Below are 26,864 nucleotides of genomic sequence, written 5' to 3' on the forward strand. Positions count from 1 at the left end.
ATTTTAAATTAATATATTCTTATTGGATTAGTCGGTTTAAAAGGACGGGGAGGTGTACGAAATCAACATTGAAAATATTGAGGCATTCGTCTACGTCATTCATTGCGGAAGCTTTAACAAAGCTGCCGATGCGTTGTATTTGTCACAGCCTTCCGTAACTGCCCGGATCAAGTCGCTTGAGCAGGAGCTCGACTGCAAGCTTTTTGACCGGCAAGGCAAGCAGATCCAAATTACGGAGGATGGCAAACGCTTCTTACCCTATGCGCAGCAGCTGCTGCTTATTTATCAAAAAGGCAAGCTGCACATCAATCAGAAAAAGTCGCTGCCGAACGAATTCCGAATCGGTTGTACCGTATCCGTCTCCAATTATATCATTCCTGATCTATTGCCCCGTTTGAAGCAGCGATTCCCGAATACGCATTACAAGATCGTAACCGGCACGACGGATGAAATCATGAATAAGGTGCTCGGCAAGGACGTCGATATCGGTTTCGTCCGCAATGTGAACCATCCAAGCCTGCAGTCAAGCAAGTTTTATGAGGACCCGATTAGGCTATATGCCTATGACGGCCATCCATTTCTAACGACAGGCAATTTAACGATTGAAGCGATAGCGGAGCAGCCGCTCGTGTTCTTTGAATGCGGCTCATTGGATTGGCTGCGCATACACCGTATATTCGAGCATCTTGATTTGCCGCCCAATATCCAAATTCAGACGGACAACTCCGAAATGGCCAAAAAACTGGTCATTCAAAAAGCAGGCATAGGCTTTCTACCTGACCTGTGCGCCCAGCAGGAGATCCATGACGGCAAGCTTTATCAAATCCGGGTGCCGGAAACCGAAGGCATTTCTCTACAGACCAATCTGATCTCCCATCACGGCGAGCACCTTCCTTTCGTAGAAGCCATTACAGAAATAGGCAAGCAGCTTGAAGCTGCCAAGCTCCGCTTATCGGCAATTTAAAAGCATATATAGAAAAGCTCTATTATCCGGACGGCTGCTGACATGGTAAAGTTATATTGTCAGAAAAGCCGATTGAAATAGTGTGATTAAACATACTTTGTCCGCTGCTTCTGCTGAAGCAGCGGTTTTTTGTTAGCTGAAGGGCCGATCGGACAAATCAATTTACTTATAGAAGATCTCTATAAGAAATGGGATTGACGGAAACGACAGTCAGGTGGTAAAGTGAATTCAACGCTAATCCTTACTTAACAGGTAGGAATTATAAGGATTTATAAAAAACGACTTTATTGGGGGAAATGAACATGAAAAAAGCATTCTTTTTATCCATTGCCATTATATTGACGCTAACGCTGGCAGGCTGCGGCAGCAACAAAAATAATGCAGGCTCGGAAGCGGCAAGCGGGAACGAATCGAAGGCAGTAACGAAGATCGTCGTGGGCACGGGAACACAATTTCCTAACGTATGCTTTATTGACGAGAACGGCAAGCTGACCGGATTCGACGTAGAGCTGGTAAGAGAAATCGACAAGCGTCTTGCTGATTATGAATTCGATATTCAGACGCTTGAGTTCACGAACCTGCTGCTTAGCCTGGAAACGAAAAAAATCGATCTCGTTGCTCACGAAATGGAGAAAAATCCGGAGCGTGAAGAGAAGTACCTGTTCAATACGGAGCCTTACGCACACTGGAGAAACAAAATTATCGTAGCGAAAGATAATGATACCGTTCAAACGCTTGATGACTTGAAGGGCAAAAAAGTACTGACGACAGCAACAAGCGCACAATCGACAATTTTGGAAAACTACAACAAAGAAAACAACAACGCGATTGAAATCGTGTACCAAAACGGCGGTGCCAACGATACCGTTGCGCAAGTAACCTCAGGACGCGTAGACGCTTTCCTTGCAGCAGATTTCACGCTATCGCTAGTGGATACGAAGCAAGAGCTGAAAGCGGTAGGGCCAGCGCTTAGCGAAGCGGACATTCTCTTCATGTTCCGCAAGAATGACCCGGACCAGCAGAAATTATCCGATGCAGTTGACGGCGCGATTAAAGAGCTGAAGGCGGATGGTACCTTGGCGAAGCTTAGCTCCGAATGGCTGGGCAATGACTTTACTTCCGAAGAAAAATAAGCTTGCGCAAGAAAGGTGAGATGGCTGGATGGGAGAACCATTTGATATCAGTTATGTGTTCGAGTATCTAGTAAAGCTGCTTCCTACCTTGAAAGTCACTCTTCTTATCGTGGTGAGTTCCATCGTAATCGGGCTGGGCGTCGGGTTTATCGTCGCCCTTCCCCAGCTTTATAAGATTCCGATTCTAAGGCGATTGTCGCAGGTGTATCTCTCCTTTTTCAGGGGAACGCCGATTTTGATCCAGCTTTTTTTGTTTTATTACGGTTTGCCTGAGATTTTGAAGCTCGTTAACGTAGATGTCGCCAAGCTGCCCGCCTTGTATTTCGTTATTTTAACCTATGCGCTTCACAGCGGCGCTTACTTGGCGGAAATGATCCGTGCAGCCGTTGGAGCGGTTGACCGAGGTCAGGTTGAAGCGGCTTACTCGGTCGGCATGACCGGTTTCCAGGCATTCACCCGAATCGTCCTGCCGCAAGCGATGGCCATATCGATTCCGGTATTCTCCAATTTGGTTATCGCGAATCTGAAGGATACCTCCCTTGCCTTCTCGCTCGGCATTATGGAGTTAACCGGCAAGTCGCAGACACTCGCTGTTATGTCCAGGCATTTCGTCGAAACCTACATTTCGCTCGCATTGATCTATTTCGTCATAAGCTTTGGACTCGAGAAGCTGTTCCACCTTATTGAGAATAAGCTGCTCAGGCATGAACGCCGCTTAGCGGCCGAGGATAAGGAGCCGCGCTTGCGCAAAGGAATAACGAAACGATTCAGGTTCATAGCAGGACCGGGCTTTGGCAGAGGAGGAAGGGAAAATGAAGCTTGATTTTGCATTCATATGGACGGCATTCCTGCAGCTCTTGACCGCTATCCCGACGGCGCTGGCGATCACGGCGGTGTCCGTGCTTTGCGGCCTCGTCATCGGTACTGTCGTTGCCATTGTCAGGCTATACAAGATTCCTGTCTTGTACCAAATTGCAGCCTCCTACGTCACTTTTATCCGTGGAACGCCAATGCTGACGCATTTGCTGCTCATCTACTTTGGACTTCCGATCATCGTTGACGGAATTGCCGAAGCGCTTGGATTATCGTTCCGATCGGTCTCCATTCCAATGATCGGGTTCGCTTACTTGTCATTCTCCATTACCGCGGGAGCATATATGTCAGAGGTAGTGCGGTCGGGCTTGCTGGCTGTAAATCGCGGACAAATCGAAGCGGCTTACTCTATCGGCATGACGACCTCGCAGGCGATGCGCAGAATTATTTTGCCGCAAGCTTTCTCGGCGAGCCTGCCGAACCTATCGAACATGGTTATTGGAATGCTGCACGGGTCGACGCTTGCTTTTACCGTTTCGGTCGTGGAGATCAACGCGAAGGCGCAGATCGTCGCCACGACGAACTGGAAGTTTTTTGAGGCGTATTTGGCGGCTGCCATTATATTCTGGGGTTTGACCTTTATTATCGAGCGGCTTACCGCATTAGCGGAGAAGCGGTTTAACCTTTATAACAGAGGCGGTGTCTCATGATTAAGCTGACGCAGATCAAGAAGAGCTTTGGACGCAACGAGGTGCTTAAAGGGATCGATCTTACCGTGAAGAAGGGCGAAGTCGTAGCCATACTCGGGCCGAGCGGCTCGGGGAAAACGACGCTGCTGCGCTGCCTCAACTATTTGGAGAAGCCGAATGACGGCCAGATTACGATCGATGATTTCACCGTCAATTGCAAGCGTCCGGACAAGAAGGATATCCATACGCTCCGTCAGAAGAGCGCGATGGTGTTCCAGCAATACAACCTATTCAAGCATAAGACAGCCGTTGAGAACGTAATGGAAGGTCTCGTCATCGTGAAGAAGCTTCCGAAGGAGGAGGCGCGAAAGAAAAGCGCGGAGCTGCTGGAGAAGGTTGGGCTTGGCAACAAGCTGGATGCCTATCCGAGCGAGCTGTCGGGCGGACAGCAGCAGCGCGTTGGCATTGCGCGCGCACTCGCTTTGAATCCGGAGGTCATCTTGTTCGATGAGCCGACCTCTGCGCTGGATCCGGAGCTTGTCGGCGAGGTGCTTAGCGTGATCCGCAAAATCGCCAAGGAAGGCATTACGATGATTATCGTCACGCATGAAATGGGCTTCGCCCAGGATGTCGCGAATCATGTCGTGTTCATGGATGGCGGGGTTATCGTGGAAGAAGGCAAGCCAAACGAGATATTCAACTACCCGAAGGAAGAACGCACGAAGCAATTTTTGAAGCGAATCACGCCAGAGGGTGTTTATTCTATTTAACGCATAGAGGAGCGGATCAATATGTCACTGAAATTCGGCATTCTAGATCAAAGCATTATATTTCCCGGCCAGACGGCTGCGGAAGCGCTCGGAAATACCGTCAAGCTGGCGCAGCTCGCGGAGACGCTGGGCTTCGAACGCTTCTGGGTATCCGAGCATCATGATTCCCCGGGCATGGCAGGCTCATCGCCGGAGGTGCTTATTTCTTATTTGCTGGCTCAAACGAAGACGATCCGTATCGGCTCGGGCGGCGTCATGCTCCAGCATTACAGTCCATATAAAGTAGCGGAAAATTTCAATGTGCTGGCTTCCTTGGCACCTGGACGGGTGGAGCTTGGCATCGGTCGCGCACCGGGAGGGTTGCCTCGTTCGACTAAAGCTTTGCAAAAAGGCGTAGCGGAGGCTGCGACCTTGGCGGAGAAGCTGACGGAGCTGGAGCAGCTGCTGCATGATAAGACGGGCGAAGACCATCCGCTTGCGGGACTGGAAGCAAGTCCGCTGCCGGTTCAACCAGCTGACATCTATTTGCTGGGCACGAGCATATCCAGCGCGGAGCTCGCTGCCGAGAAGGGTTATCCATATGCATTTGCGCTATTTATTAACAATGACCCGGAAACGGCACGCAAGGCGATAGAAACGTACCGAAACAACTTTAACCGCTCGCTTGGGAGAGAGCCCAAAACGATTCTGGCGTTGTCCGTTATTGCTTCGGATTCGGAGGAGGAAGCGAATGCGCTGGCAGGCCACTTCAAGAGCGTCCGTGTTACGCTTGCGAGCGGTAAAACCGTCAACGTTGGCTCGCTTGACCAGGCGAAGGAATTCGCCCGCCAAGCGGGTGAGACCTTCACAGCGGAAGAGAGAGACGCCGACATTACGCGAGGAACCAAGGAGACGGTTCGCAAGCGCCTGCTCGAAATTCAAGCGCAATACGGCGTGGATGAATTCGTCTTTACGACGATTATCCCTGATTTCGCGAAACGAATCCGTTCATTCGAGCTGCTGAAGGAAGCGTTCGAAGGGGAATTGGTATGAGCGGCTTCTCGGCTGGAGCAATCGAGGCGAAGCTGGTAGGGATCCGTAGGCAGCTGCACGAGCACCCGGAGCTCTCCCATGAGGAATTCGAGACAACGGCTGCCATACGCGACTGGTTGTCCGATGCAGGGATCCGAATTGTCGATTACGGGCTAAAGACCGGCGTTATTGCGGAGGTTGGCGGACTGCACGGAGGACCACTCGTTGCGGTGAGGGCGGATATAGACGCACTGCCGATTCAGGAGGAAACGGGACTAGCTTTTGCGTCCAAGATCCCCGGGAAAATGCATGCCTGCGGCCACGATTTCCATACCGCCTCGATTCTTGGAACGGCCTTTCTGCTCAAGGAGCGCGAGCAGGAGCTTCGCGGCACCGTACGGTTTCTATTCCAGCCTGCAGAGGAAAAAGCAAAGGGTGCAGGCCAGATTATTGCGAGCGGCGCGTTCGAAGGCGTAGAGGCTGTGTTCGGCATGCACAATAAGCCTGACCTGCCGGTCGGGACGATAGGCATCAAGGATGGCCCGCTCATGGCGGCCGCAGACGGTTTCGTTGTCGAAGTAGAAGGACGCGGAACCCATGCTGCTGTACCGGAAGCAGGCCTCGATCCCATTGTGACGGCAGCGCATATCATTACGGCTCTGCAATCGATCGTGAGCCGCAGCGTAAGCGCGCTGGACAGTGCGGTCATTAGCGTAACCAGGCTCCATGCCGGTTCGGCATGGAACGTTATTTCGGATAAAGCGGTATTTGATGGAACGCTAAGGACGTTCGACGAGCAGGTACGCCTTACCGTGCGGGAGCGATTCGAGCAGGTTGTGAACGGAGTTGCCTCTGCTTTCGCGACGAAGGCGAGCGTGAAATGGATAGAGGGACCGCCGGCGGTCGTCAATGACGAGAGTTGGGCGGAGCAGGCAGCCGTAACGGCAGAAGCGTTGGGACTTACCGTCGTGAAGCCAAAGCCGTCTCCGGCTGGCGAGGATTTTGCATTCTATTTGAAGGAAACCGCTGGGGTCTTCGTGTTTCTCGGTACGGCGGGACCGCAGGAATGGCATCATCCGGCCTTTGATCTGGATGAGGCAGCATTGCCGATCGCAGCGTCATTCTTCGCAGCACTTGCTTCGGACGCTTTGCGCAAGCTGGCGGATGAACGCTTGCCGGGAGGACGAGAGCATCTCGAAATCATATGATGTCATCGTGGTAGGAGCGGGCTCCATGGGGATGAGTGCCGGTTATGAGCTTGCGGCCCGCGGAGCGAAGACGCTGCTCATCGATGCTTTCAATCCGCCGCATAACATGGGAAGCCATCATGGGGAGCCGCGCTTAATCCGGCATGCTTACCATGGAGGAGACACTTATGTGAAGATGGCGCTTAGGGCGGACGAGAAGTGGCTGGCACTGGAGCGGGCCACCGGAGAGAAGCTGCTGGAGCGATCAGGTGTGCTGAACATGGCAGAAACGAGCTTTTACAATTATGAGGGCAGGCTTGGCGATGCAATTGGGAATGGCGTACAGGTGGAGCTGCTGCAAGCGGATGAAATCAATCGCCGGTTTCCGGGCATTCGGCTGGACGATTCGTTTCAAGGGATGTATGAGCCGAACGCCGGCTACTTATACAGCGAGAAATGCGTAACGGCACATAAGCAGCAGGCGCTGCTCGCCGGGGCGGAGCTGCTCGTCAATACCTTTGTTACAGATATCAAGGCCGATGAAGGCGACGTTACTGTATATACGAAGGAAGCGGCCTATACGGCTTCACAGGTTGTCATTACCGTAGGGGCATGGTTCCATATGCTGTCCAATCACGTGAAGCTTCCGATCCGCGCCGTACGCAAGGTCGTCGGATGGTTTGAAACAAGCTCGACCGCATTCGACGCGGGTTCATTCCCTGGTTTCACTTGGGGAGGAGCTTTAGGCGGGTATTACGGCTTCCCAAGCATTAACGGCGCGGGAATTAAGATCGGCAGACATGATACGGGCGTAGAATGGTTGCCCGGCGAGCCGATCGCGCCGTTCGGCGCTTATCCGGAAGACGAGGATGACTTGCGCAGGGCATTGCAGGCTTTTGTGCCAGGCGCGGCAGGCAAGCTCCTTCAGAGCGCAGTGTGCAAATACGAGTTTACGCCAGATGAGGATTTCATTATCGATGTACATCCGGAGCATCCGAATGTGCTGCTTGCCGGAGGCTTCTCCGGACATGGCTTTAAGTTTGCCAGCGTGGTCGGTGAGATACTGGCTAATAAACTAGAAAAAAAACAAACGGGCTATGATTTGCGCATATTCGAGCTTAGCCGGTTCAGCAATCAATAACGAGGAGCTATTTGGCCCCATTCACAAGGAGGAGCTTACATGAGCCAGTCAACTGTCAATGTTCAAGCGTATGTACAGGCGTATGATCAAATCGAGCAAGAAATAGAGGGACTAACGGAGCAGCAGCTCAAATGGAAGGCTGCGCCGGAATCCTGGAGCGTAACCGAAGTTCTTGCTCATCTCGTGGATCACAGCATCGTCGTATCCTTCCGCGTTCGTGAAATATTGTCGGGCTCAGAAGCGAGACTGCCCCTCTTCAATCAGGATGCATGGGTGAGCGGTCAGAAGGCGAACGAGGGCGATGCGAAAGATATTCTGACAGCTGCCCGTGCGCTTGTACAATATAACAGTCTGTTGTTTAACCGTCTTACTGATGAGGAATGGAGCAAAACAGGCGTTAACTTCAAAGGCGAGCATGTCGCGATTGCGGCTATCGTTCCGGCGTTCGTTACGCATGTTCAAGGTCATTTGGGGCAAATTCGTCGGGTGAAGCAGAGCGAAGCAGAGTCGGCAAAAGCAAACAACGCCATTTAAACGGCTGCCGCTTGCAATCATAGTAAAAGGAAGCAGGTGAGATGCATGTCGGACAATGCAGTTGTGATAAGGGACTCCGCGCCTGCGGATCGCGAGGCAATCCGGGAGGTGCTGCTGGATGCTTACGGGCAATATGAGCAGGTGCTGCCTGAGGAAGCGTGGAGCCGCTACAAAGAAAGCATTCTCGAAGCGATCGACGGAGCAGCAACAAAGGCCAGGCTGGCAGCCGTGCTGAACGGTGAGGTAGTCGGCAGCGTATTTTTGTTTGATTCATCAGAAGCAGCGTACGGGTTGCCCGCTCTGAATATTCATTCACCGATTATTCGCCTCCTTGCCGTGTCGAAAAAAGCACGCGGTTACGGCGTCGCGACCGAGCTAATTCGCGCAAGCGCCAAGCTTGCGACGGAATGGGGTGCCGAAACGCTGCATCTCCATACGTCGGATATGATGGATTCTGCCGTTAGGCTTTATGAGCGGCTTGGCTTTGAGCGGGCGTTCGATAAGGATCTCCAGAACGGGGATACACTCGTAAAGAGCTACCGTCTTTCATTAAAAGAAACGTCGCTGCTGCAGGTGCAATAGCGTGAACTGGAACAATAAATCGATGTGAATAGGGAGGACGTTTATTATGGCGAATCGCAAACAAATTAAGTTCGGTGCATTGATTCATGGGGTGGGTGGCAATGTGTCGGCATGGCGGCATCCTGAGGTTCCGGCCGACGCGAGCGTTAATTTCAAATTTTACACCCAGCAAGCCCAGACAGCCGAAGCAGGCAAATTCGATTTGGTATTCATAGCAGACGGTCTTTATATCAATGAGAAATCGATTCCTCACTTCCTCAATCGTTTCGAGCCCATTACGATATTGTCGGCGCTTGCTGCCGTTACGTCCAAAATCGGGCTGGTCGGCACGTTGTCGAGCTCCTACAGCGAGCCGTTTACGGTTGCGCGCCAATTCGGTTCGCTTGACCATATTAGCGGCGGGCGCGCAGGCTGGAACGTAGTGACGTCACCGCTCGAAGGCTCGGCAAGCAATTTCAGCAAAACCGACCACCCGACGCATGACGAGCGCTACAAAATCGCCGAGGAATACTTGCAGGTCACACGCGGCTTATGGGATTCATGGGAGGATGACGCTTTCGTAAGAGATAAAGAATCGGGCGTATTCTTTGATCCTGCCAAGCTTCATACGCTTAACCATAAAGGCGAGTATTTCGCTGTGCAAGGTCCGCTTAATATTGCGCGCTCGAAGCAGGGCCATCCGGTTATATTCCAAGCGGGTTCGTCGGAGAGCGGCAAGAAGCTGGCCGGCAAAGCTGCAGATGCGGTATTCACGGGACATGAGAACATCGAGGACGCAAAGGCGTTCTATAAGGATGTGAAGGATCGCGCGGTTGCAGAAGGACGCTCGGCTGACGATATCGTCATTCTCCCAGGCATCGGACCGATTATCGGCCGAACGGAAGAAGAAGCCGAGGCTAAGTACCAGGAGCTTGCGGGTCTCGTAACGATCGAGAATGCGTTGAACTATCTGGGACGCTTCTTCGAGCATCATGATTTCAGCCAATATCCGCTAGATGAGCCGTTTCCTGAGCTCGGCGATCTCGGGCACAACAGCTTCCGCAGCGGTACGGACAAAATAAAACAAACGGCCAAAGAGCAAAATTTAACGCTGCGCCAGGTTGCACTGCAATCGGCTACGCCGCGAGGCCAATTCATCGGCACGCCGGAGAAGGTAGCGGATCTGATCCAGCAGTGGCATGAAGAAGGAGCAGCGGATGGATTCATTATTCATTCCTCCATTCCAAGCGGCTTGAATGACTTCGTTGAGCTGGTCGTTCCTATTCTTCAGGAGAGAGGCGTGTATCGTACGGAGTACGAAGCGGATACGCTCCGCGGCAATTTAGGTTTGCCGATTCCTGCCAACCGGTACGCGAAGGAAGCCGAGAAAGTTAACAGCTGATCCCATGGATACGAGTCCGATTTATACGCTGCTTGACGAAAGGGAAGAGGACTGGATTGCGCTAAGAAGAGAATTCCATCGCCAGCCTGAGCTGTTGTATAGCGTTGAGCGAACCTCCGAACGAGTCGCAGAGCTTCTGGAGCAATATGGCCTGGAAGTTCAGCGCAATGTCGGCAACCATTTCGGAAAAGGCGTCATTGGAGAGCTGCGAGGCCGTTTACCGGGAAAAAGCCTGCTGCTGCGCGCCGATATGGATGCTCTTCCTATCCAAGAGCGGAATGATGTGGAATATCGTTCACGCATGGAAGGGAAGATGCATGCCTGCGGCCATGATGCCCATATGACGATGCTGCTGGCTGCGGCTTTCGGCTTAAGCCGGCATCGCGACCAGCTTGCCGGAACGGTGCGTTTCGTATTTCAGCCTGCAGAGGAGGGAGCGGTTGAAAGCCCGCTTGACGGAAGATTGTTAAGCGGGGGCCGCGATATGGTAGAGAGCGGAGCGGCGGATGATATGTCCGCCGTCTTTGCGTTCCATGTATGGCCGGAGCTGGCTGCCGGGCAAATCGCAGTTCACCGTCATTATGCCATGGCTGCATCGACGCATTTCCGAGTATCGTTCCAAGGCCGTTCAGGCCATCACGGCGAGCAGCATCTTGCCGCGGACGCATTGCTGATGGCTGCACACTTTGCCGTGGAGTCGCGCGCCGCGGTAGCCAGTGCCGTTAATCCATTCGAGCCGACCGCATTTGTTTTTGGCAGGCTGCAGGCCGGCACCGTTATTAACGCTATCGCCGAAACGAGTGAAATAGAAGGAACGTATCGCGCTTTCGAGCCACTGACGGTCGAACGAATAAAGGGCATCATTGAAAGCTGTGCGGCGGCATGCGCCGCAAGGTTTGGAGGGGAATGCGAGGTAAGGCTTCGCATGGGGAAAGCATTGATTAACGATGCTAAGGCTGTCGAGCTGGCATGGCATGCCGGCGAAAAGATAGTCGGCAAGGGCAGATCCATTCTGCTGGACAAGCCTAGCCTTGCCGGTGAGGATTTCAGCTACTATTTGGACCATGCGCCTGGAGCGATGGTATTGATCGGCGTAGGCAGCAAGGAGAAGGGGATTATACATCCGCTTCATCACCCTAAGTTTGATCTGGATGAGAGTACGCTTGTCATAGGCGCGAAGCTGTTCGTGCAAATCGTGGCGGATACGCTTGCCGGCGGCTTAGAGGGTTAATGGCTGGATACTGACAGCCCTTATTCGGTCCAAAGTTTCAAAGCCATATAGCTCCAAAGCTCCAAAGCTTGACCCATCTCTATCGCTTCCATTTCTGGCGCTGTCTGCGCACTAGGCCCGCAGCCGTGCTCCTGCGCCTGCTCCGCTTCTTTTTCTTCAACTGCTTCCCTGTTAGAATAGCCGTATCAACGTCTTCTTCGCTTGATACGGTTTCTTCACCTCCGGATGCGGTTTCCTCCGCTTGCTCTTCTACGTTCGTCTCCAAAATTCTAGCATTGCCAAAATTAACGCTACCTTCGTTTTTTATAATAATGACATACCCGATGCAGCAGCCCATAGTTGCCTCAGCTTCCCTTCATAGCGATAAACCGGTACATCTATTTATATGATTGGCTTGTTTCCTATGCATCGGCGCTTTCAGGGGGAACAACCGCCTTTTTCTATTTTTTGATAGATAGGAGAAAGGGAGAGAACATCTACGTGCGCAGGTTACTGTAACTGAGCCATGCCTTTATTGATCGCTGCCCAACGGGCAGGATCCAGACCGCTATTCTCGAGGTCAAGCGTTCCCATATGCTCCATGTATTCCGTGCCCCAGCCAAGCAGGAGCTGGAGAATCGGCATTAATTTGCCACCGATCGGGGTGAGCGAATATTCAACCTTCGGCGGTACTTGGCGATAAACCTCACGATGAACCAATCCATCTTTCTCCAGATCGCGTAGCGTATTAGTAAGCATCGATTGGGTTACCTCCGGAAGAAGCCTCTGCATTTCGCTAAACCGTTTAGGACCGTCATGCAGCGCCCATAAAAGAAAGACCTTCCATTTCCCGCCGATCAGGCTTTGCGCGGTGAACATAGGGCATTTCATGAAATCTTCTCCATACTTCGCCATGTGTGAGTAATCCTCCAATAGTATGTTTTTTAGTACTATATACGAAAAATAAGCGTACTTGTTAATATCGTAAGTATCTAATATATTTAGAGTCTAGCAAATAACTGCCGAGCCGTATATCTTTTTTGTGCTTGGCTTTCCAATCTATACATGAAGGGATGATTCAGCAATGTCAATTGTTATCACGGGTGCTACTGGACAGCTTGGAGGTCTCGTTATCAAGCATTTGCTTAACCGCCAGGTTCCTGCAAGCCAAATTATAGCCGTTGCAAGAAACGTGGAGAAAGCTTCGGCCCTAGCCGGGCTTGGAGTAGAGGTTCGCTATGGCGATTTCAACGACCGCCAATCGCTTGAGAAGGCTTTTGCGGGCGCGTCCAAGCTGCTATTCGTACCGAGCCCGGATGCTCATGACGAAACCCTTCGAATTCTTCAGCATGCGAATGTGGCCAAAGCGGCAAAGGACGCTCGCGTTGGCCATATTGCGTATTATGGTTATGCATTCGCGGAGACTTCAAAGCTTTCGCTGGCTGCGACCCATTTGCTTACGGAGGGCATCATCCGCACGATGGGCGTTCCGTTTACGTTCCTGAGAAATCCGCTTTACACAGATGTTTTCGTAAGTCCGCAAAGCGTCGGTGCAGCGGTTCAATTCGGAGCGTTAGTTGCGAATGCTGGAGCTGGACGCGTGCATACGGCAAGCCGTGACGATTTAGCGCTTGCTGGTGCCGTCGTGTTGACGGAAGAAGGACATGAGAACCAAATCTATAACCTTGCAACGGATTCGACATGGAGCTTTGAAGAGCTTGCTGCAGCAATCGCTAAGGTATCCGGCAAGGCTGTCGCATACAATCCGATTTCATTCGATGAGCAGAAAGCCCTACTTCTTCAGGCAGGTTTGCCGGAGGGCGTAGCCATCATGGTGGCGGCAATCAACCAAAGCGTAGCGGATGGGGAGACGTCACAAACCTCGGATGACTTAAGGGAGCTTGTCGGCACATTAACCCCGCTTGAGGATATCGTGAGACAATCGCTTCAGTCTTAATCCGAATCGGATTGCAGAAGCTTGCATGAACCAATAAAACAAGGGCTCAACTCCAATTGGAGCTGGGTCCTTGTTTTATTTGGATGATTATGTAAGCATATTGTTAGAAGCTTGGCTTAGGCATAAATCATTCAGCGACAGCCTGTGAGAGCACAGCTACAAATACGGCTGTCGCAGTGACATGATTGCTAGTGCAGCTTCATGTATTTAGCGCCCGAGCAGCTGCTCGGCGATCCAATCTGCCGCAGCTGCTGTAGAAATGCCTTGCGCGTCCGACGTATGGAACACATGCGTAAGGGTATCGCCAATCCGCTCAACGTGCTTTTGCGCTGCAGACGCATTGCCGCCTTCGAGCTCAACGGAGGTCACGATTATGCCTCCCGCGTTAATGACATAATCGGGCGCATACAATATATCCATTTCATGCAGGAGCTTGCCGTGCCGGGCTTCCAGCAGTTGATTGTTGGCAGCGCCTGCAATGATCGTGCAGTTAAGCTTACTGATAGTAGCATCATTTAAAATCCCGCCGAGCGCGCAAGGGGAGAACACATCGCAGGGCACGGATAGGATGTCGCCGGGCTTGCGCGGATCTGCGCCGAACTCTTCGACGGCTTTACGCAACCGAGCTGGATTAATATCCGAGACAACCAGCTTAGCCCCGGCATGCTTCAAAAAGCGGCAAAGCTGGAAGCCTACTTTCCCTAGACCTTGGACGGCAATGATTTTGTGTTGAATGGATTCACTGCCATAAGCTCGCTTAAGGGATGCTTGTATGCCTAGGAATACGCCATAAGCAGTCATTTTGGCGGTAAGCTCGTTCACTGCGCCGAGTGAGCCGGATGTATCCGTAACGAACGACGTTTCAAAACGAACCCAATCCATGTCGGAGACGGTCGTTCCCAAATCCATGCCCGTAATGTAAGTGCCCTGCAGCTCATCGATTTTGTGGCCTAATGCTCGAAACAGCAATTGCCGCGGCCCCTGATCGGGATGGGAGAGAATGACTGCCTTTCCGCCACCGTAAGGAATGCCGGATACGGCAGATTTATACGTCATGCCCTGCGCAAGCCGAAGCGCATCCAAGACAGCGGCCTCGTCACTTGCGTATTGCCACATCCGGCAGCCGCCAAGAGCGGGGCCAAGCTTCGTATTGTCAATCGCTATAATGGCTTTAAAGCCAATTGAACGGTCTTGGAGGAAGATGAGCTGCTCATAATTTTGGTTCATTAGGTTCAAGTTGACTCCTCCTTTGAAGCAGGTTTGCCGTGCTTCCTGCTCTCAGCATATTCAAGCCTAGCGGTCGATGGCACATGGGAGACATGCCGCGTTATCTTAGGCTACCAGGAGGAGCACGAATTCTGAAAGGGGGCAACGAATAAGGTTAAAGGAGGACTCCCGGGCAAAGGAATGCCGGCCGAGGTGTTTGGATGGTGAGAGGGGCAGGTTCTGAAGTTCTGTTATGATTGGTTCCAGTTGGAGTAGGCCGAGGAAGGCATAATTGAAGAAAGGCTGCAAGGCAGCAGCTGAAAACGAGCAGCGTGAGGGGAGCGTTTAAATGGAGTACTTGAGGGATTATGCTATGTATGCGGCGATCTTTGGCATGTTTGGATTTTGTTGGTTTGGTTGGGCACAGGAGAATCCACGGAGCAGCTGGCGCAAGTATATTGGAATGGCATCCGCATTGCCTTTATTGGTCAGCCTTGTGGGTATCTATTTAAGCGTGACAAATTGGCAGGAGGCTACGGCGTTATCCGATTCCGGCACATTCACGAGCTATTTAATATTCGTATTCATCGAGTTCTTTTTAGCTGCAGTCGGTGCGTTTCTTTTCATTAAATTCAAAAAAACCGATTATGTAGCACCATGGATTCTGTTTATCGTGGGCATTCATTTTTTCTGGTTAAAGGATATATTCAAGGATTCAAGCCTATATGCGTTGGGTACCTTGCTTGTCATCATTTCTATCCTTTCCATATGGCTGGCCAAAAGGCTTGGCGTGGCTACGAGTGCCATAACGGGAATCGGCGGGGGTACCGTGCTTTTCGGATTTGCGATTCTAGGTCTCGTTCGTTTTTTTTTGATATAATCGCTCGGTTAATAAGCCAAGAAAAACCCGATGCTAATCCGCATCGGGTTTTACGGTATCGCTGGCGTTCCCATATTGCTGCACGGAGCTCCACGCATCGGCTTCATCGAAGTGGCCAGCCGCCTTCTGCCTTCCCGCCCCGGCACCGGCTGGCGGCGGGGTCATGACTTGTTCTTCCACCGGCCTAGCATCTGCAATTCCAGCATGTTCGGCATGCTCTATACAGCGCGTCGTGGTAGGAACGGCTTGCAGCCGCTCGAAGGGAATAGGTGCTTCGCAAATGTCGCAGCTGCCATATTGCCCCTCTTCTATCCGCTCGAGTGCACTGTTCACCTCGTCAAGCTGTCCGCTCAGCGTTTCATCAATGGCCATATCCCTGCTTTTCTCGAACGTCTCTGTTCCAAGATCGGCGGGGTGATTATCATACGAGGAAAGCTCGCCCGTATCAGCGGCAGGCAGGCCGTTGATGCTGCGCTTGGCTTCCTCGCTCCCTACGAAATGAGCGGATAGCTCGTTTTGTTCCTCCATGAGCATATGCTTCAAATCTCTCAATTGCGTATCAGTCAACTGTTCCATTGCATTCGCTCCCTTCAAGTTTCATTCTCTTACTTACCACGAACGCCGGGAAATGAAGCATATCATTCGCCAACTCATATAGGAAAGGATGTGTTTTGAAAGAGTTAGATGTATAATTGTGTGAAAATAAGCAGCTCTTGGGGATAATATGCTGCTGCTTAGATCTAATAACGAGGAGGGATCTTATGAAAGTCACGAAGCTTCGGCCATTTATCCCATCAGGCGAAGATTATAAACGAGCACAGCGTTTCTTTGAAGATATCGGTTTTGAGAAAATCTACTCTGACGATGGGTTGAGCATCTATCGAGCGGGGGATCAGGAGTTCTTTCTGCAAAATTTCCACAATAAGCAATTCCAAGAAAATTACATGGTAGAGCTGGTCGTTGAGGATTTAGATGGTTGGTGGGAACATATACAAACCGTTATTGTTGAGAAAAACTATCCCGTTAAGGCAAATGAACCGGCAATGCGCCCTTGGGGAACGCGTGAGATCATTCTAATAGATCTCGCAGGCGTGTGCTGGCATATATCCGAAGCAAAGAAATGAAGGTTGCGCAAACGAGTTAAAACGGCTATTCGTTGAGGTACAGCCGATTGGGAACTACGGGTTCAGCCAGAGGTTTGGCTGGGTCACGGATCAGTTCGGTATTGGAAAGAATGCAGGACAAGCTTTACAACTCCAGTCACCTTTAATGTGATGGGAATATATGTTCTTGTTAAGGGGGAGGCAATATGCTGCTTAAAGGCAGAGAGGATATTATTCGGCTTATTCTTGCTGATGAATGGATGATGGACATCCTGAGGGCGTCCCAATCGTTGAACCTCCCTGACTGGTGGGTTTGTGCAGGTTTTGTGCGTTCTAAGATATGGGATACGCTTCATGGGTTTACGGAACGCACGCCTCTTTCGGATGTGGATTTCATTTATTACGATGCGTCGAATAAAGACGAGGGTGCCGAGAAACAACATGAATGCCAATTGAAACAATGGATGCCATACGTGCCTTGGTCCGTCAAAAATCAGGCGCGAATGCATCTAGCGAACAACATTCCGCCTTATTTGTCTTCTGTTGACGCCATTTCAAAGTTTCCAGAAACCGCGACCGCTTTAGGCCTAAAGCTAGACGACCAAGGCGATCTTGTACTGGTTGCTCCGTGTGGAATAGACGACGTCCTTCAAATGATCGTTAAACCGACCCCTTTTTTCTCGGCTTGCAGGGACCGTATAGCTATTTATGAAAAACGAATCATTCAAAAGAAGTTGAAGGAAAAATGGAATAAGGTAACGGTCATCTAGCTCCAGGTTACAAACGATTCAGGCGAATGGCGAATAGCTGCGCTTAAGCGCTCCATTGTTCCAACGCTGACTTGGGTGAAGCGTATATAGGCAGACTCGAAGTAAATACGAAGATCAGTGTCCGTTTCCAGGTCAGCACGGGATATATCGGTAATGTCAGCCAGAAGAATAGGATGGTTGCGGGTGCGAAGCATCGTTTCAACGTCTTGTAAAAGTGATAATAATTCAGCATCTCCTAGCCCCAGTATCTTCTCGTTAAGCGCAGTCCATCTCGCCCCGTTAGCCAGAAAATAAGCGCTCCACCAGTATAGCTCCTGTACCGACTCTATAACATGACTATAATAGGTTTTGAAAATAAATAAGGTTTGTTGACCGGAGGTCAACTTGTCATAAAAACCGGCTATATTCTCGTTTTTGCTGCTTACCTCTTTATATGTTTGGATCAGTGGCGTGAAGCAGGCAGATAGTAAAGATTGATCATCCATCGTTTCAAAAACCTTGCGTTGCATGGTTGCCAACATGATCCAACCGCTCCTTTATTCTGATTGTAGACATCCATCTTAAAGGATTCCGAAAAGGATTGATACGATGAGGACTATTGATGCTTATTGCTCCATAACTCAAATAAAGGACCGACCGTTCCGTATACGGGGTCACGGTCAGGAAGCGGCACCTTTGCGATTTCGATTCGATCAGCGGAGAGTTCTGCTAGACTTCCGCGCCTCGTATTGTAACTCATCCCATTCGGGTAAGCGCCAATGACCTTAAAGTTATTGCTCGCTTTCAATCTCTTATGGCCAGTCCCGGCAGGAAGCAGAATCGCGTCTCCTGCTTGCACGGCAAAGGTCCGGCCTTGCTCGCCGCCTATGAGAAGATCTGCAAAGCCGCTATATATGCCGAGCACTTCATGGCTGTTGCTATGATAGTGGTGGAAATCGTACACGCCATTGATCCAGCTGTTACTCCAATTGTTCCTGTTGAAAACAGCTTCTATTTCATCGGTATGATCGGATAGAGCGCCTCTATAAACGATAAGCGGATAGCTCGGATGGTTCGGAATGCGTCCGTCATCTTCGAAATAATACGCGGCATGGCTTGTTTCAGGCAAAGCGATTCCTCCTCTTCCTCATTGCGATAATCAAAGAGCTTAAAGCAGATAAAGCAGCATCCCGTAGCCTTTGCTCGCTGCGCTTCTATAGTAGTCAGCGACTGCTGCGTAGTAGCTGAGCACGTACTCTTTGTCATCCTCATCATTCCAGTCCGAGCCGGACGGATAAACCGATTCGGCGCTAAGCCCGGCGGGATCAAAACGTGCTTTAAGCTCGTCGCTGCTTAGCTGTACGAGAGCTTCCGAGACGTCCTTCACTTGCTCTGCCGTTAAAAACCGCGCTGGCCCGAAGCCCTCGTCCGCTCCGATAGGAGTGCCTCCGAGTATGACATTCACGTAAGGCTCTTCTCCCCCAAAGGAGCTGCCATTAAGCAGAAAATGAATGCCATGCCAAGCTTTGTCGATGTCGAGCACCTCTTCCTCGAACGGCTCGTGTATGATTACGCCGCCAAGCTCGTCAACGCGAGCAATAAGCGAATCGAGCTGTGTGATTGGAAGCTGCTGCAAGTATCCGATCATTCCCATTTCTAATACCTCTCCTTCTATGAATGTCCCATATATTAATATCCGAATTATACCATATTGAATCTGATCGCTTATCGTATAATAGACCTAAATGAAGGAGGGATAGCTGGAAATGAAGCTAACGGATGTTGAAATAGAGGAAGGCTTGTCAGCAAACGAAGGATGGAAGCGTGAGGATGGCAAATGGATAACGAAGAAATATCGGTTTGATGCTTTTACGGACGCCATTGCGTTCGTAGACCGGGTAGCGAAAGCATCCGAGCTGCTCAATCATCACCCCTTTATTGCTATCGATTATAAAATAGTTACGCTTCGTCTGACGACATGGCGGGGAGGCGGGCTTACAGCGCTGGATTTTCAGGCTGCTGAAGCTTTCAACAACGAATACGCTTTGGAATAGGCATGGGGAAAAGGCGCGGTAGCGAATAGGAATAGTGCCCCTTAAACAGATCAATGAGCTGCTTAAGGGGCACTATTTTTCTAAATGTGAAAAGCTGAATATATAATGAACATCCATGTCGAAGCGGTTATCATCCATTATGTACCTGAATATTTGTTCGGCAGCTTATTTCAAATTCCTGAGCAGCAGCGGAGCGATGAAATCACGGAATACATGGGATGGATGCCGATCCTTTTTCCGTTTATCGTCGGTGAGAACGACAACGATATCCATGCTGGGGACATTATAAATGAACTGACCGGCATATCCTCTGGCGTAATAGCAGTCAAAAGAGTTCGACGGTGCGGAGCCGGCCATTTTTTCGCCTATATCCGCAATGAAGGTTTCTGTCCACCAATGCCAGGCGTAAAAACAGGGGTTCGGCGAGCTTACGAGTATGTATGGCTGTACGGAACGAACCACACGGGAACTGGAAATCAGCTGGCGCTGTCCCCAACGTCCCTGCTGAAGGTATAATTGTCCGAAGCTGAGCATATCCGCCGGACGCAGCCGTAAGCCGTATCCGCCTGTATGAATGCCTTGGGGATCGGTTTCCCACTTATAATCTACGATGCCCAGCGGGGAAAATAGATGCTCCTCGGCAAAACGGGCAGTAGGCATGCCAGATCGCTGCACTAGGATGGCAGATAGCAGCTGGGATACGCCGGAGCTATACTCCATGCGCGTTCCGGGAGAGTCGGCCATAGGCTGCTGTAATACAAAATCAACCCAATCATCGGATCTTGTCATTCGCGGAAACGACTTTTGCCCGCCGAACTCGGTCCAACTAATGCCGGCTGTCATCGTCAAAAGATGCTCCAGCGTGATTTCCCGTTTCCGGAGATCGGGATCCCCGAGAAGCTGCGGGAAAAAATCGCTAACCTTTGTATGCGGATCGGGTATGATCCCATGATCCATGGCAATGCAAATCAGAGCTGACAGAATGCTTTTGGTGCAGGAGTTAATTTTAGCGGTTTCTGCCGAAATGGATGGAGTTCGGTAATGCTCAAACAGCATCCGGCCGTTATGGGTAATCAGACAGCTTCTTAAGTCTATAGGTTCAAGCGCAGATGATAGTTCAGATAGGTTCATGCCATCCATTCCTTTAAACTCGTTTATGTACAAAAGTAAATTAAGAATAGCTCAAAGAAAGGAGGGGATCAAGTTCTTCGGAGTAGGAACCATTCGGAGTATCAGCTAAAAAAACCTTGTAGATGCACATGAAGCATATAGGATAAGCAAAACAAACATGCTATTAAACAGCAGCAGCCGAAGATTTGAAATCCAACTCTTCGGCTGCTGCTGTCGTAATGTTTAAACGCCGGAATAGGCAAGAAACCCGCCGTCGACGGGAATGGTTGTCCCCGTTACGAATCCAGCCGTCGTTTCGTCTGCGAGCCATAGCAAAGCGCCAAGAAGGTCCTCGGGCTTGCCGAAGCGGCGCATAGGCGTATGGGAAATGATTTTACCCGAACGCTCGGTCAAAGAGCCGTCCTCGTTCAAGAGCAGCTTGCGGTTCTGCTCCGTTAGAAAGAAGCCTGGTGCAATGGCATTGACCCGAATGCCAGACTCCGCGAGATGCACGGACAGCCACTGGGTAAAATTGACGATGGCTGCTTTGGCAGCGCTATAAGCCGGCACTTTGGTCATTGGAGAAGGAGCGCTCATGGAAGAGATGTTGATGACGGCGGCGCCTTGGCGACCCAGCATCTGCTCTGCGAATACTTGGGTAGGGATAAGCGTGCCGACGAAGTTAAGATCCATGACGCTGCGGAATCCTTCCACGCTAAGATTAAAAAAAGTAGTCGTATCCGGCGCATGAAGATGCTCGGGCTTGAAGGTCTCATTCGTCGTATTCGCGCTCGGATGGTTACCGCCGGCGCCATTAATCAAGATATCGCAAGGGCCAAGCTCGCCCAACACGGCAGCACCGGCCGCTTGGGTGCTTTCTGCGCTCGTAACATCGCAAGCCACAGCGATCGCGATGCCGCCGGCTGCTTTAATTTCCTCGGCAACCGCGCTCCCTTTCTCGAGCGTACGGTTTAATATTGCAATGCTTGCGCCTTGACGGGCAAGCTCAAGCGCCATAACCCGGCATAACACGCCTGCACCGCCGGTAATGACAACAACTTTTCCATGGAGTGACTCATGCTTCGGAAATAGGGTCATGGCTTTGCCTCCGTAACTTTGCTCGATGCGGCTGCATGCACATAACCGTCCCATAGTCCCCACAAATACATGATTCCTAGCGCGCGGTCATAAAGACCGTAGCCAGGCCGGCATTGCTCATCCCATATATGTCGGCCATGATCAGGCCGGGCATAACCGGTAAATCCGATGTCGTGATAAGCCTTTACGATGCCGGCGATGTCGACTGTGCCGTCCTGCGTTCGATGCGAGGTTTCGATAAAATCGCCATTTTCATATACACGCACGTTGCGGATATGGGCAAAGGGGATGCGATCCCCGAACTCATGAATCATCGAGATAATATCGTTGCTCGGATTGGCGCCAAGCGACCCGCTGCAAAGCGTAATCCCGTTGTAGGGGCTGTCATAAAGCTTCAAAAAGGTTCTGAAGTTTTCTTGGCAGGTCATGATTCGCGGCAAGCCGAACACGGGCCAAGGCGGATCATCCGGATGAATGGCCATTCGAATGCCGCTGCGTGCAGCGACGGGTATAATTTCATTCAGGAAATAACGAAGATTTTCCCACAAATGCGTCTCCGTGACGCCTTTATACGCTTCGAATAGACTAGTCAGATGCTGCAGCCGCTCGGGCTCCCAGCCAGGCATCGTAAGGGCGGAGTTCGCATTGATTTCCTCGACTAATTGAAAGGGGTCGGCGTTAGCAATTCGGCTGTTCTCGTAAAACAAAGCGGTAGCTCCGTTGCCCATCGCCTTATGAAGATCGGTTCGCAGCCAATCGAAAATCGGCATGAAGTTGTAGCAGATCACTTTGACTCCGACGCTTCCGAGCTTCTCGATCGTCCGTTTATAGTTCTCGATGTACAAGTCGCGGGAGGGAAGCCCGAGCTTAATATCCTCATGTACGTTAACGCTTTCAACGACATCGATATGCAAACCGGCTTGCTCCGCTTGCTGCTTTACTTCCATAATTCGCTCAATCGGCCATTCCTCGCCTGCCGGTACATCATGCAGCGACCAGACGATGCCGTCCGTGCCGGGAATTTGTTTAATGTAGCTTAGAGGTACGGTATCATTGCCTTCTCCAAACCATCTGAATGTCATTTGCATGCTGGGTGATCCTCCTAGTGGTTACTTATAATAGTCCGGATATTTCTCTTTCAGCAGTGCTTGATCGGCGATGTTCAAACTGAGATGCTCGACCATTAATTGCTGCGCGCGTGTGCCGTCCTGCTTCTTAATGGCTTCGGCCATTCGGACATGCTGCTCGAAGAGATCCTTCCAATCATGGTCGTCAACGAGCCTTAGCATGCGGCTGCGGTTCAAATGCGCGTTCATTTGCTGCATAATCGACCAAATATTCATTTTGCTGCATCCATCAAACAAAATGCGGTGGAAAGCCTCATCAAGCTCGAACATGCTCTTATCATCCTTGCTGCTGACGCATGCTTGCTGCTCAAGCAGGTTTTGTTCAAGGGCATCCAGCGAAGCCTGGGGAAAATGGCTGCAGGCAAGCAGGATAACTGCCTTCTCCAGCTGTTCTCTCATAAAGCGCGCTTCCTCTACGAGTGCGGTATCGATCAAGGAGACGAAGGTACCGCGCTGGGGCAGCACCTGTACGAGGCCTTCTTGGGCAAGCCTAAGAAAGCTTTCCCGGACAGGCGTGCGGCTGACCTTGAACAAAAGCGAGGTTTCGTTCTCCGAAAGCGGCGTGCCAGGGGGCAGCTGAAGCTTTAATATTTGCTCTTTGAGCTCCATATAGACAGCATCTCTAGTAGTAACCGGCTGCGGGCGATGATTGAAATTCATGCACTCATTCCTTTCGGATTTACACTACCATACTACCATACAAGTTGAGGGCTAGGAAATAGGAAATACACAAAACGACGGAAGGGCTGCCCTGAAAGTAGAATTTCTACTCTCGGGGCAGCCCTTCGATATGATTCATTTCCGTTATTTTACGCTAATCGGCATTACTCCAATTTGTTTCATTACCGCTAATAGGACAAGCAGGGAATCTTTCTCCCTCTTGCAGCTTATTTTCCTTGCCTGATTCTGAAATGTAAGTCCCAGCATGCTTTACAATTTCTCCCGTTCGATAAGAAGTATCCGTACTATTCTTTGTCTGGCTCATAGTAGCTAGCACCTCCAGTTATTTGGTAGCGGATAGATAGGGGGTTATCCGCACATTGTTATTTACCCGTTAGTTGTGATTATGAAACAGGTCAGCACTTTTATTTCCTTTATTTCTCCGTTTGCAGCTCTTTTTTTCCTTCGGTTCTCGTCTTCTCACGCTCATCCAATGTTTTCAAATAAGTGGACATGACCCGGGCAAGCTGATCGGATACCTCGACTAAGCTCATATGCGCCACATCCTCGAAGGTTGTTTCGAGAATATGGGGATATTTGTAGGTGGTTTCGGGCTGGTCAAGGCTCGTCACGGTGAACGTGTCGTCCGGCTTGATGACGGCATCTTCGGCACCTGCGACAAGCAGTACCGGGTATTTAGCCTCTGCCAGCACATGGCTGCGGTCAGGGCGCTGCATCATGCCTTCTAATGTTGCAATGACGGCGCGGGCTTCCATCTCTTGGCCTACGCCTATGAGATCGTTGACCTCGCTGCGCAGTTCGGCAAGCTTGTCGTCCGTAAAAAGGTTCGGGATGATGCCATAAAGGTATTTGGAAATCCCTTTCTCGCGAATCGCTTCGATATCGGTCAAGCGCTTTTCTTTCGTTTCCTCGGAATCCGGCATGACGGTTGAATGAATAAGGCCGAAGCCGGACAGCATGTCTGGATATTTCTCAGCAAAGGCAGCCGTAACATAACCGCCTAAGGAGTGGCCGAACATGACAACTTTTTCAATATGAAGCGCTGCCAAGAGCTCTGCGATGTCATCAGCCATTACATCCATGGTGTACGTTCCTTCGGGGGCCGAGGAACCACCGTGACCGCGAAGGTCTGGCATAATGACGCGATATTGCTCGCTAAGCAAAGGACATATTTTTGACCAGTACCCCGATGAGCCGCAAAAGCCGTGGAGCAATATTATCGCTTTCCCATTACTACTTCCACATTCTTCATAGACTAAATCGATGCCGTTAACGTGAACACGTTGCTTTTCCATCGATCATCACCAGCCTTTTCTATTTTCGATTTGTTTGGTGTACTCTCTTAACCTCATCCATGGCATCTGAAACACAAGAAAAAAGCTTATATTTATTTCTTCATTAATAGCTGCGTATGAGCATGTGAAGCCTGAAATTCGGCTGTTTCAAAGGTACTGGCACTGGTTAATAACATGACAAGTTAGCAAAACAAGCAATCAAAAACAGAATGAAGAGGGAAGGATGATTCCAATGTTAGGATGGGCATTATTATTTTTCATCTTTGCAATTGTCGCTGGCATATTCGGCTTTCTCGGAATTGCTTCCGCGTTAGCTGGTATAGCGAAAATATTGTTCGTCGTGTTTATCGTACTCTTTATCGTATCGCTTATCGTAGGCAGAAGACGGGTCAGTTAACGAGGCCCCTGCAATGAAGATCATGCAAAACGAATATGAAAATAATAGGAGGAATTAACATGAATAATCTATCGAATACTAAGGTGCACACGGTCAATAATGTCGTTGAGGTACAGGAACAGGTCTATAAATTCCAAACCGAAGGATACCATAAGGACAAAATCTTCGTTCTCACTCATGACAAGGATCGGACGAAACGGATCGTGGAAAACACGGATGCCGAAAAAATCGGGGTAGCCGAGGAAGGCTTCGGTTCGGCGATTGCGAATATTTTCCGCTCCAACGGGGATGAGCTCCGCGCTAAGATGAGGTCGCTTGGCATATCCGAGCAAGAATCTCAGCGGCTTGAACGCGAGCTGGACCAAGATAAAATTCTCGTTATCGCATGGGGCGGCAAGGAGTATACGGGCGAAGAATTCGACCCGGCCGTTTACTACTATCCTCATTACGTTGTTTAAGAGCCAGAGACGCTGCTTGAATAACGACAATTCAAGACCTATCCGCGAGGGTAGGTCTTTATTGGTCTATTTTCCTATAAAAAGTTGACTCTCCTTGCGGTTACGCTCAAAATATGAGTAGAAGGTATTGGAGTTAAAGGAGCCTAGATATGAGTATTATAATCGTAGACGATAACGCTACAAACCAGATTATTATTAAAGCCATATTGAACAAAGAAGGCTATGAGGATTTGAAAATAGCCTCCTCGGCAATGGAACTGTACAATATGCTGGACATCGAGAGCGATTGCACGGCAGAGACGAACGTCGATCTTATTCTCATGGATATGATGATGCCTGAGATCGACGGGCTGGAGGCATGCAAGCGCATATTGCAGGTAGAGAGATATAAGGATGTACCCATTATATTTGTTACGGCGCTAGGCGATTCGAACAAGATGGCAGAAGCGCTCGATGCCGGGGCGAGCGATTATGTCATGAAACCGATCAATAAGATGGAGCTACTAGCCCGCATTCGTTCCTCTCTCCGATTGAAGAGGGAAATTGATTGGCACAAAGAGAGAGACATGCAGATGAAGACGAAGCTGGAGCTTGCCAAAAAAGTTCAGCGGAACGTATTAAGCCAGCCTATCAATGACGACCATATAACGGTAAGCGCGGTCTACCAGCCCTCCTCGGAGCTGGCCGGCGATTTTTATGCATGGTACCGCATAGATGAGAGCCGTTATGGCGTCATTCTTCTCGATATGATGGGCCATGGCATTTCTTCCTCGCTTGTATGCATGTACATATCGTCGGTACTGAAAGATACGATTATGCGCATTACGGAGCCCGATCTAGTCATGCATGAGCTGAATCGCTACATGAACCAGCTGTATAAGAAGGAAGAGCTGCTGAACTATTATTTCACGGCTATTTATATGGTAATCGATACAGATAAGAAAGTAGTCGAGTACGTAAATGCGGGACACCCGCCAGGAAAAGTAATTACGGGCGGCGATGAGCTTTTGCTGACGGAGGGATGTTGTGCGATTGGCTTATTCCAAAATATCGACATCAGAAAAGGCAGCTTTGCGTACGAAAAGCAAATGAAGCTATTTCTATACACGGATGGATTAAGCGAAGCGCTTGGCGAGAATGAAGATATTAAGCTGAATTTGCTCGTTGAACGGTTGCGCGGTGAGGAAGTATGCGAGCACACGGCGATAGTGAGTGATTTTGTTTCGGAATTTAACAATGAAAGCCAGAAGGATGATATTTGCGTAGTCATGATTACGACCAAATAAAGATGAACCCGCTGAGCGGGTTCATCTTTCTATTTAAATAAATATCAT

General features: G+C 50.2%; 33 protein-coding genes. 20 read left to right on the top strand and 13 right to left on the bottom strand.

The genetic code is table 11. The features are described from left to right. Positions 1–61: 61 nt before the first annotated feature. The 12 genes from AC0YN3_RS07875 to AC0YN3_RS07930 all read left to right on the top strand — a co-directional run bounded on the left by AC0YN3_RS07875 (position 62) and on the right by AC0YN3_RS07930 (position 11,436). The gene (locus AC0YN3_RS07875; protein ID WP_475775102.1) at positions 62–964 is read left to right on the top strand and encodes a LysR family transcriptional regulator; all 903 of its coding nucleotides are present in this window, start codon (positions 62–64) and stop codon (positions 962–964) included. 302 nt (positions 965–1,266) lie between these two features. Then, a complete protein-coding gene (locus AC0YN3_RS07880) occupies positions 1,267–2,097 on the top strand; it encodes a transporter substrate-binding domain-containing protein (RefSeq protein WP_475774560.1) in 831 nt (276 codons plus the stop codon). 28 nt (positions 2,098–2,125) lie between these two features. Then, the gene (locus AC0YN3_RS07885) at positions 2,126–2,920 is read left to right on the top strand and encodes an amino acid ABC transporter permease (RefSeq protein ID WP_475774561.1); all 795 of its coding nucleotides are present in this window, start codon (positions 2,126–2,128) and stop codon (positions 2,918–2,920) included. Beyond that, entirely contained in the window at positions 2,910–3,620 is a 711-nt protein-coding gene (locus AC0YN3_RS07890; RefSeq protein ID WP_475774562.1) for an amino acid ABC transporter permease, read from the top strand. The genes AC0YN3_RS07885 and AC0YN3_RS07890 overlap by 11 nt, the downstream gene beginning before the upstream one ends. Beyond that, on the top strand, positions 3,617–4,369 hold the full coding sequence (locus AC0YN3_RS07895; RefSeq protein ID WP_475774563.1) for an amino acid ABC transporter ATP-binding protein: 753 nt from the start codon (positions 3,617–3,619) through the stop codon (positions 4,367–4,369). The genes AC0YN3_RS07890 and AC0YN3_RS07895 overlap by 4 nt, the downstream gene beginning before the upstream one ends. A 21-nt stretch (positions 4,370–4,390) precedes the next feature. After that, on the top strand, positions 4,391–5,401 hold the full coding sequence (locus tag AC0YN3_RS07900; protein ID WP_475774564.1) for an LLM class flavin-dependent oxidoreductase: 1,011 nt from the start codon (positions 4,391–4,393) through the stop codon (positions 5,399–5,401). After that, on the top strand, positions 5,398–6,588 hold the full coding sequence (locus tag AC0YN3_RS07905; RefSeq protein WP_475774565.1) for an amidohydrolase: 1,191 nt from the start codon (positions 5,398–5,400) through the stop codon (positions 6,586–6,588). The genes AC0YN3_RS07900 and AC0YN3_RS07905 overlap by 4 nt, the downstream gene beginning before the upstream one ends. Next, a complete protein-coding gene (gene solA, locus AC0YN3_RS07910; RefSeq protein WP_475774566.1) occupies positions 6,545–7,708 on the top strand; it encodes an N-methyl-L-tryptophan oxidase in 1,164 nt (387 codons plus the stop codon). Before AC0YN3_RS07905 ends, solA begins: the two co-directional genes overlap by 44 nt. Positions 7,709–7,747: 39 nt before the next feature. Beyond that, positions 7,748–8,242 carry a DinB family protein gene (locus tag AC0YN3_RS07915; RefSeq protein ID WP_475774567.1) on the top strand — a complete coding sequence of 165 codons (495 nt, stop codon included), beginning with the start codon at positions 7,748–7,750 and terminating at the stop codon, positions 8,240–8,242. A 45-nt stretch (positions 8,243–8,287) separates the two neighbouring features. Further along, positions 8,288–8,824, top strand: coding sequence for a GNAT family N-acetyltransferase (locus tag AC0YN3_RS07920; RefSeq protein ID WP_475774568.1), 537 nt, complete (start codon positions 8,288–8,290; stop codon positions 8,822–8,824). 46 nt (positions 8,825–8,870) lie between these two features. Further along, the gene (locus tag AC0YN3_RS07925) at positions 8,871–10,205 is read left to right on the top strand and encodes an LLM class flavin-dependent oxidoreductase (protein ID WP_475774569.1); all 1,335 of its coding nucleotides are present in this window, start codon (positions 8,871–8,873) and stop codon (positions 10,203–10,205) included. A 4-nt stretch (positions 10,206–10,209) separates the two neighbouring features. Then, on the top strand, positions 10,210–11,436 hold the full coding sequence (locus tag AC0YN3_RS07930; RefSeq protein WP_475774570.1) for a M20 metallopeptidase family protein: 1,227 nt from the start codon (positions 10,210–10,212) through the stop codon (positions 11,434–11,436). A 79-nt stretch (positions 11,437–11,515) separates the two neighbouring features. On the opposite strand, the gene AC0YN3_RS07935 is transcribed toward AC0YN3_RS07930, so the two are convergent. After that, on the bottom strand, positions 11,516–11,773 hold the full coding sequence (locus AC0YN3_RS07935; protein WP_475774571.1) for a hypothetical protein: 258 nt from the start codon (positions 11,771–11,773) through the stop codon (positions 11,516–11,518). A gap of 152 nt (positions 11,774–11,925) precedes the next feature. Beyond that, a complete protein-coding gene (locus AC0YN3_RS07940; RefSeq protein WP_475774572.1) occupies positions 11,926–12,330 on the bottom strand; it encodes a winged helix-turn-helix transcriptional regulator in 405 nt (134 codons plus the stop codon). Positions 12,331–12,499: 169 nt separating this feature from the next. Here AC0YN3_RS07940 and AC0YN3_RS07945 point away from each other — a divergent pair, with 169 nt between their 5' ends. Beyond that, entirely contained in the window at positions 12,500–13,372 is an 873-nt protein-coding gene (locus tag AC0YN3_RS07945; RefSeq protein ID WP_475774573.1) for an SDR family oxidoreductase, read from the top strand. Positions 13,373–13,579: 207 nt separating this feature from the next. Here the strand turns inward: AC0YN3_RS07945 and AC0YN3_RS07950 are convergent, their stop codons facing one another. Beyond that, entirely contained in the window at positions 13,580–14,599 is a 1,020-nt protein-coding gene (locus tag AC0YN3_RS07950; RefSeq protein ID WP_475775103.1) for a Leu/Phe/Val dehydrogenase, read from the bottom strand. Between the two features lie 328 nt (positions 14,600–14,927). Between AC0YN3_RS07950 and AC0YN3_RS07955 the strand changes: the two genes are divergently transcribed. After that, positions 14,928–15,458 (top strand): hypothetical protein, encoded by a 531-nt coding sequence (locus AC0YN3_RS07955; protein ID WP_475774574.1) that lies wholly within the window; start codon positions 14,928–14,930, stop codon positions 15,456–15,458. A gap of 33 nt (positions 15,459–15,491) precedes the next feature. Here AC0YN3_RS07955 and AC0YN3_RS07960 read toward each other — a convergent pair whose 3' ends face one another. Next, the gene (locus AC0YN3_RS07960; protein WP_475774575.1) at positions 15,492–16,034 is read right to left on the bottom strand and encodes a TraR/DksA C4-type zinc finger protein; all 543 of its coding nucleotides are present in this window, start codon (positions 16,032–16,034) and stop codon (positions 15,492–15,494) included. Between the two features lie 185 nt (positions 16,035–16,219). On the opposite strand from AC0YN3_RS07960, the gene AC0YN3_RS07965 reads away from it, so the two are divergent. Both AC0YN3_RS07965 and AC0YN3_RS07970 read left to right on the top strand, forming a co-directional pair. Further along, positions 16,220–16,582, top strand: a complete 363-nt coding sequence (locus AC0YN3_RS07965; protein ID WP_475774576.1) for a VOC family protein — start codon at positions 16,220–16,222, stop codon at positions 16,580–16,582. A 185-nt stretch (positions 16,583–16,767) separates the two neighbouring features. Next, positions 16,768–17,331, top strand: coding sequence for a nucleotidyltransferase family protein (locus AC0YN3_RS07970; RefSeq protein WP_475774577.1), 564 nt, complete (start codon positions 16,768–16,770; stop codon positions 17,329–17,331). Here AC0YN3_RS07970 and AC0YN3_RS07975 read toward each other — a convergent pair. The 3 genes from AC0YN3_RS07975 to AC0YN3_RS07985 form a co-directional block, all read right to left on the bottom strand. Then, the gene (locus AC0YN3_RS07975; protein ID WP_475774578.1) at positions 17,328–17,852 is read right to left on the bottom strand and encodes a hypothetical protein; all 525 of its coding nucleotides are present in this window, start codon (positions 17,850–17,852) and stop codon (positions 17,328–17,330) included. The two genes, AC0YN3_RS07970 and AC0YN3_RS07975, sit on opposite strands and share 4 nt — an antisense overlap. Positions 17,853–17,926: 74 nt before the next feature. Beyond that, positions 17,927–18,439, bottom strand: coding sequence for a hypothetical protein (locus AC0YN3_RS07980; RefSeq protein WP_475774579.1), 513 nt, complete (start codon positions 18,437–18,439; stop codon positions 17,927–17,929). 39 nt (positions 18,440–18,478) lie between these two features. Continuing rightward, the gene (locus AC0YN3_RS07985; protein WP_475774580.1) at positions 18,479–18,964 is read right to left on the bottom strand and encodes a YfbM family protein; all 486 of its coding nucleotides are present in this window, start codon (positions 18,962–18,964) and stop codon (positions 18,479–18,481) included. A gap of 112 nt (positions 18,965–19,076) precedes the next feature. On the opposite strand from AC0YN3_RS07985, the gene AC0YN3_RS07990 reads away from it, so the two are divergent. Beyond that, positions 19,077–19,364 carry a 4a-hydroxytetrahydrobiopterin dehydratase gene (locus AC0YN3_RS07990; RefSeq protein ID WP_475774581.1) on the top strand — a complete coding sequence of 96 codons (288 nt, stop codon included), beginning with the start codon at positions 19,077–19,079 and terminating at the stop codon, positions 19,362–19,364. A gap of 165 nt (positions 19,365–19,529) precedes the next feature. Here the strand turns inward: AC0YN3_RS07990 and AC0YN3_RS07995 are convergent, their stop codons facing one another. From AC0YN3_RS07995 to AC0YN3_RS08020, 6 genes are all read right to left on the bottom strand, one after another. Further along, positions 19,530–20,495 (bottom strand): serine hydrolase domain-containing protein, encoded by a 966-nt coding sequence (locus AC0YN3_RS07995; protein WP_475774582.1) that lies wholly within the window; start codon positions 20,493–20,495, stop codon positions 19,530–19,532. Between the two features lie 222 nt (positions 20,496–20,717). Beyond that, positions 20,718–21,572, bottom strand: coding sequence for an SDR family oxidoreductase (locus AC0YN3_RS08000; protein WP_475774583.1), 855 nt, complete (start codon positions 21,570–21,572; stop codon positions 20,718–20,720). Continuing rightward, complete coding sequence (gene uxuA, locus AC0YN3_RS08005) at positions 21,569–22,660, bottom strand: mannonate dehydratase (RefSeq protein ID WP_475774584.1); 1,092 nt, start codon at positions 22,658–22,660, stop codon at positions 21,569–21,571. The genes AC0YN3_RS08000 and uxuA overlap by 4 nt, the downstream gene beginning before the upstream one ends. A 21-nt stretch (positions 22,661–22,681) precedes the next feature. Then, on the bottom strand, positions 22,682–23,359 hold the full coding sequence (locus tag AC0YN3_RS08010; protein ID WP_475774585.1) for a GntR family transcriptional regulator: 678 nt from the start codon (positions 23,357–23,359) through the stop codon (positions 22,682–22,684). Positions 23,360–23,513: 154 nt separating this feature from the next. Further along, complete coding sequence (locus AC0YN3_RS08015) at positions 23,514–23,684, bottom strand: hypothetical protein (RefSeq protein WP_183559492.1); 171 nt, start codon at positions 23,682–23,684, stop codon at positions 23,514–23,516. Positions 23,685–23,793: 109 nt separating this feature from the next. Then, positions 23,794–24,675, bottom strand: coding sequence for an alpha/beta fold hydrolase (locus AC0YN3_RS08020; RefSeq protein ID WP_475774586.1), 882 nt, complete (start codon positions 24,673–24,675; stop codon positions 23,794–23,796). A 232-nt stretch (positions 24,676–24,907) separates the two neighbouring features. Here AC0YN3_RS08020 and AC0YN3_RS08025 point away from each other — a divergent pair, with 232 nt between their 5' ends. The 3 genes from AC0YN3_RS08025 (at position 24,908) to AC0YN3_RS08035 (ending at position 26,816) form a co-directional block, all read left to right on the top strand. Beyond that, positions 24,908–25,072, top strand: coding sequence for a DUF1328 domain-containing protein (locus AC0YN3_RS08025; protein ID WP_138755342.1), 165 nt, complete (start codon positions 24,908–24,910; stop codon positions 25,070–25,072). 59 nt (positions 25,073–25,131) lie between these two features. Beyond that, positions 25,132–25,530 carry a YflT domain-containing protein gene (locus AC0YN3_RS08030; protein ID WP_183559488.1) on the top strand — a complete coding sequence of 133 codons (399 nt, stop codon included), beginning with the start codon at positions 25,132–25,134 and terminating at the stop codon, positions 25,528–25,530. Between the two features lie 149 nt (positions 25,531–25,679). After that, complete coding sequence (locus tag AC0YN3_RS08035; protein WP_475774587.1) at positions 25,680–26,816, top strand: SpoIIE family protein phosphatase; 1,137 nt, start codon at positions 25,680–25,682, stop codon at positions 26,814–26,816. Positions 26,817–26,864 lie beyond the last annotated feature (48 nt).

Source organism: Paenibacillus sp. J22R232 (assembly GCF_056269165.1).

Excerpts from the sequence above, each read along its gene's own strand:
- AC0YN3_RS07885 (WP_475774561.1), top strand. The coding sequence starts at position 2,126 with ATGGGAGAACCATTTGATATCAGTTATGTGTTCGAGTATCTAGTAAAG.
- solA (WP_475774566.1), top strand. The coding sequence starts at position 6,545 with ATGAACGCTTGCCGGGAGGACGAGAGCATCTCGAAATCATATGATGTC.
- AC0YN3_RS07945 (WP_475774573.1), top strand. The coding sequence starts at position 12,500 with ATGTCAATTGTTATCACGGGTGCTACTGGACAGCTTGGAGGTCTCGTT.
- AC0YN3_RS08020 (WP_475774586.1), bottom strand. The coding sequence starts at position 24,675 with ATGGAAAAGCAACGTGTTCACGTTAACGGCATCGATTTAGTCTATGAA.
- AC0YN3_RS08010 (WP_475774585.1), bottom strand. The coding sequence starts at position 23,359 with ATGAATTTCAATCATCGCCCGCAGCCGGTTACTACTAGAGATGCTGTC.
- AC0YN3_RS07985 (WP_475774580.1), bottom strand. The coding sequence starts at position 18,964 with ATGGGAATGATCGGATACTTGCAGCAGCTTCCAATCACACAGCTCGAT.
- AC0YN3_RS07950 (WP_475775103.1), bottom strand. The coding sequence starts at position 14,599 with ATGAACCAAAATTATGAGCAGCTCATCTTCCTCCAAGACCGTTCAATT.
- AC0YN3_RS08015 (WP_183559492.1), bottom strand. The coding sequence starts at position 23,684 with ATGAGCCAGACAAAGAATAGTACGGATACTTCTTATCGAACGGGAGAA.
- AC0YN3_RS07940 (WP_475774572.1), bottom strand. The coding sequence starts at position 12,330 with ATGGCGAAGTATGGAGAAGATTTCATGAAATGCCCTATGTTCACCGCG.
- AC0YN3_RS08025 (WP_138755342.1), top strand. The coding sequence starts at position 24,908 with ATGTTAGGATGGGCATTATTATTTTTCATCTTTGCAATTGTCGCTGGC.
- AC0YN3_RS07990 (WP_475774581.1), top strand. The coding sequence starts at position 19,077 with ATGAAGCTAACGGATGTTGAAATAGAGGAAGGCTTGTCAGCAAACGAA.
- AC0YN3_RS07930 (WP_475774570.1), top strand. The coding sequence starts at position 10,210 with ATGGATACGAGTCCGATTTATACGCTGCTTGACGAAAGGGAAGAGGAC.
- AC0YN3_RS07880 (WP_475774560.1), top strand. The coding sequence starts at position 1,267 with ATGAAAAAAGCATTCTTTTTATCCATTGCCATTATATTGACGCTAACG.
- AC0YN3_RS07920 (WP_475774568.1), top strand. The coding sequence starts at position 8,288 with ATGTCGGACAATGCAGTTGTGATAAGGGACTCCGCGCCTGCGGATCGC.
- AC0YN3_RS07970 (WP_475774577.1), top strand. The coding sequence starts at position 16,768 with ATGCTGCTTAAAGGCAGAGAGGATATTATTCGGCTTATTCTTGCTGAT.
- AC0YN3_RS07960 (WP_475774575.1), bottom strand. The coding sequence starts at position 16,034 with ATGGAACAGTTGACTGATACGCAATTGAGAGATTTGAAGCATATGCTC.
- AC0YN3_RS08000 (WP_475774583.1), bottom strand. The coding sequence starts at position 21,572 with ATGACCCTATTTCCGAAGCATGAGTCACTCCATGGAAAAGTTGTTGTC.
- AC0YN3_RS07895 (WP_475774563.1), top strand. The coding sequence starts at position 3,617 with ATGATTAAGCTGACGCAGATCAAGAAGAGCTTTGGACGCAACGAGGTG.
- uxuA (WP_475774584.1), bottom strand. The coding sequence starts at position 22,660 with ATGCAAATGACATTCAGATGGTTTGGAGAAGGCAATGATACCGTACCT.
- AC0YN3_RS07915 (WP_475774567.1), top strand. The coding sequence starts at position 7,748 with ATGAGCCAGTCAACTGTCAATGTTCAAGCGTATGTACAGGCGTATGAT.
- AC0YN3_RS07995 (WP_475774582.1), bottom strand. The coding sequence starts at position 20,495 with ATGAACCTATCTGAACTATCATCTGCGCTTGAACCTATAGACTTAAGA.
- AC0YN3_RS07890 (WP_475774562.1), top strand. The coding sequence starts at position 2,910 with ATGAAGCTTGATTTTGCATTCATATGGACGGCATTCCTGCAGCTCTTG.
- AC0YN3_RS07955 (WP_475774574.1), top strand. The coding sequence starts at position 14,928 with ATGGAGTACTTGAGGGATTATGCTATGTATGCGGCGATCTTTGGCATG.
- AC0YN3_RS08030 (WP_183559488.1), top strand. The coding sequence starts at position 25,132 with ATGAATAATCTATCGAATACTAAGGTGCACACGGTCAATAATGTCGTT.
- AC0YN3_RS08035 (WP_475774587.1), top strand. The coding sequence starts at position 25,680 with ATGAGTATTATAATCGTAGACGATAACGCTACAAACCAGATTATTATT.
- AC0YN3_RS07900 (WP_475774564.1), top strand. The coding sequence starts at position 4,391 with ATGTCACTGAAATTCGGCATTCTAGATCAAAGCATTATATTTCCCGGC.
- AC0YN3_RS07925 (WP_475774569.1), top strand. The coding sequence starts at position 8,871 with ATGGCGAATCGCAAACAAATTAAGTTCGGTGCATTGATTCATGGGGTG.
- AC0YN3_RS07905 (WP_475774565.1), top strand. The coding sequence starts at position 5,398 with ATGAGCGGCTTCTCGGCTGGAGCAATCGAGGCGAAGCTGGTAGGGATC.
- AC0YN3_RS07975 (WP_475774578.1), bottom strand. The coding sequence starts at position 17,852 with ATGTTGGCAACCATGCAACGCAAGGTTTTTGAAACGATGGATGATCAA.
- AC0YN3_RS07965 (WP_475774576.1), top strand. The coding sequence starts at position 16,220 with ATGAAAGTCACGAAGCTTCGGCCATTTATCCCATCAGGCGAAGATTAT.
- AC0YN3_RS07935 (WP_475774571.1), bottom strand. The coding sequence starts at position 11,773 with ATGGGCTGCTGCATCGGGTATGTCATTATTATAAAAAACGAAGGTAGC.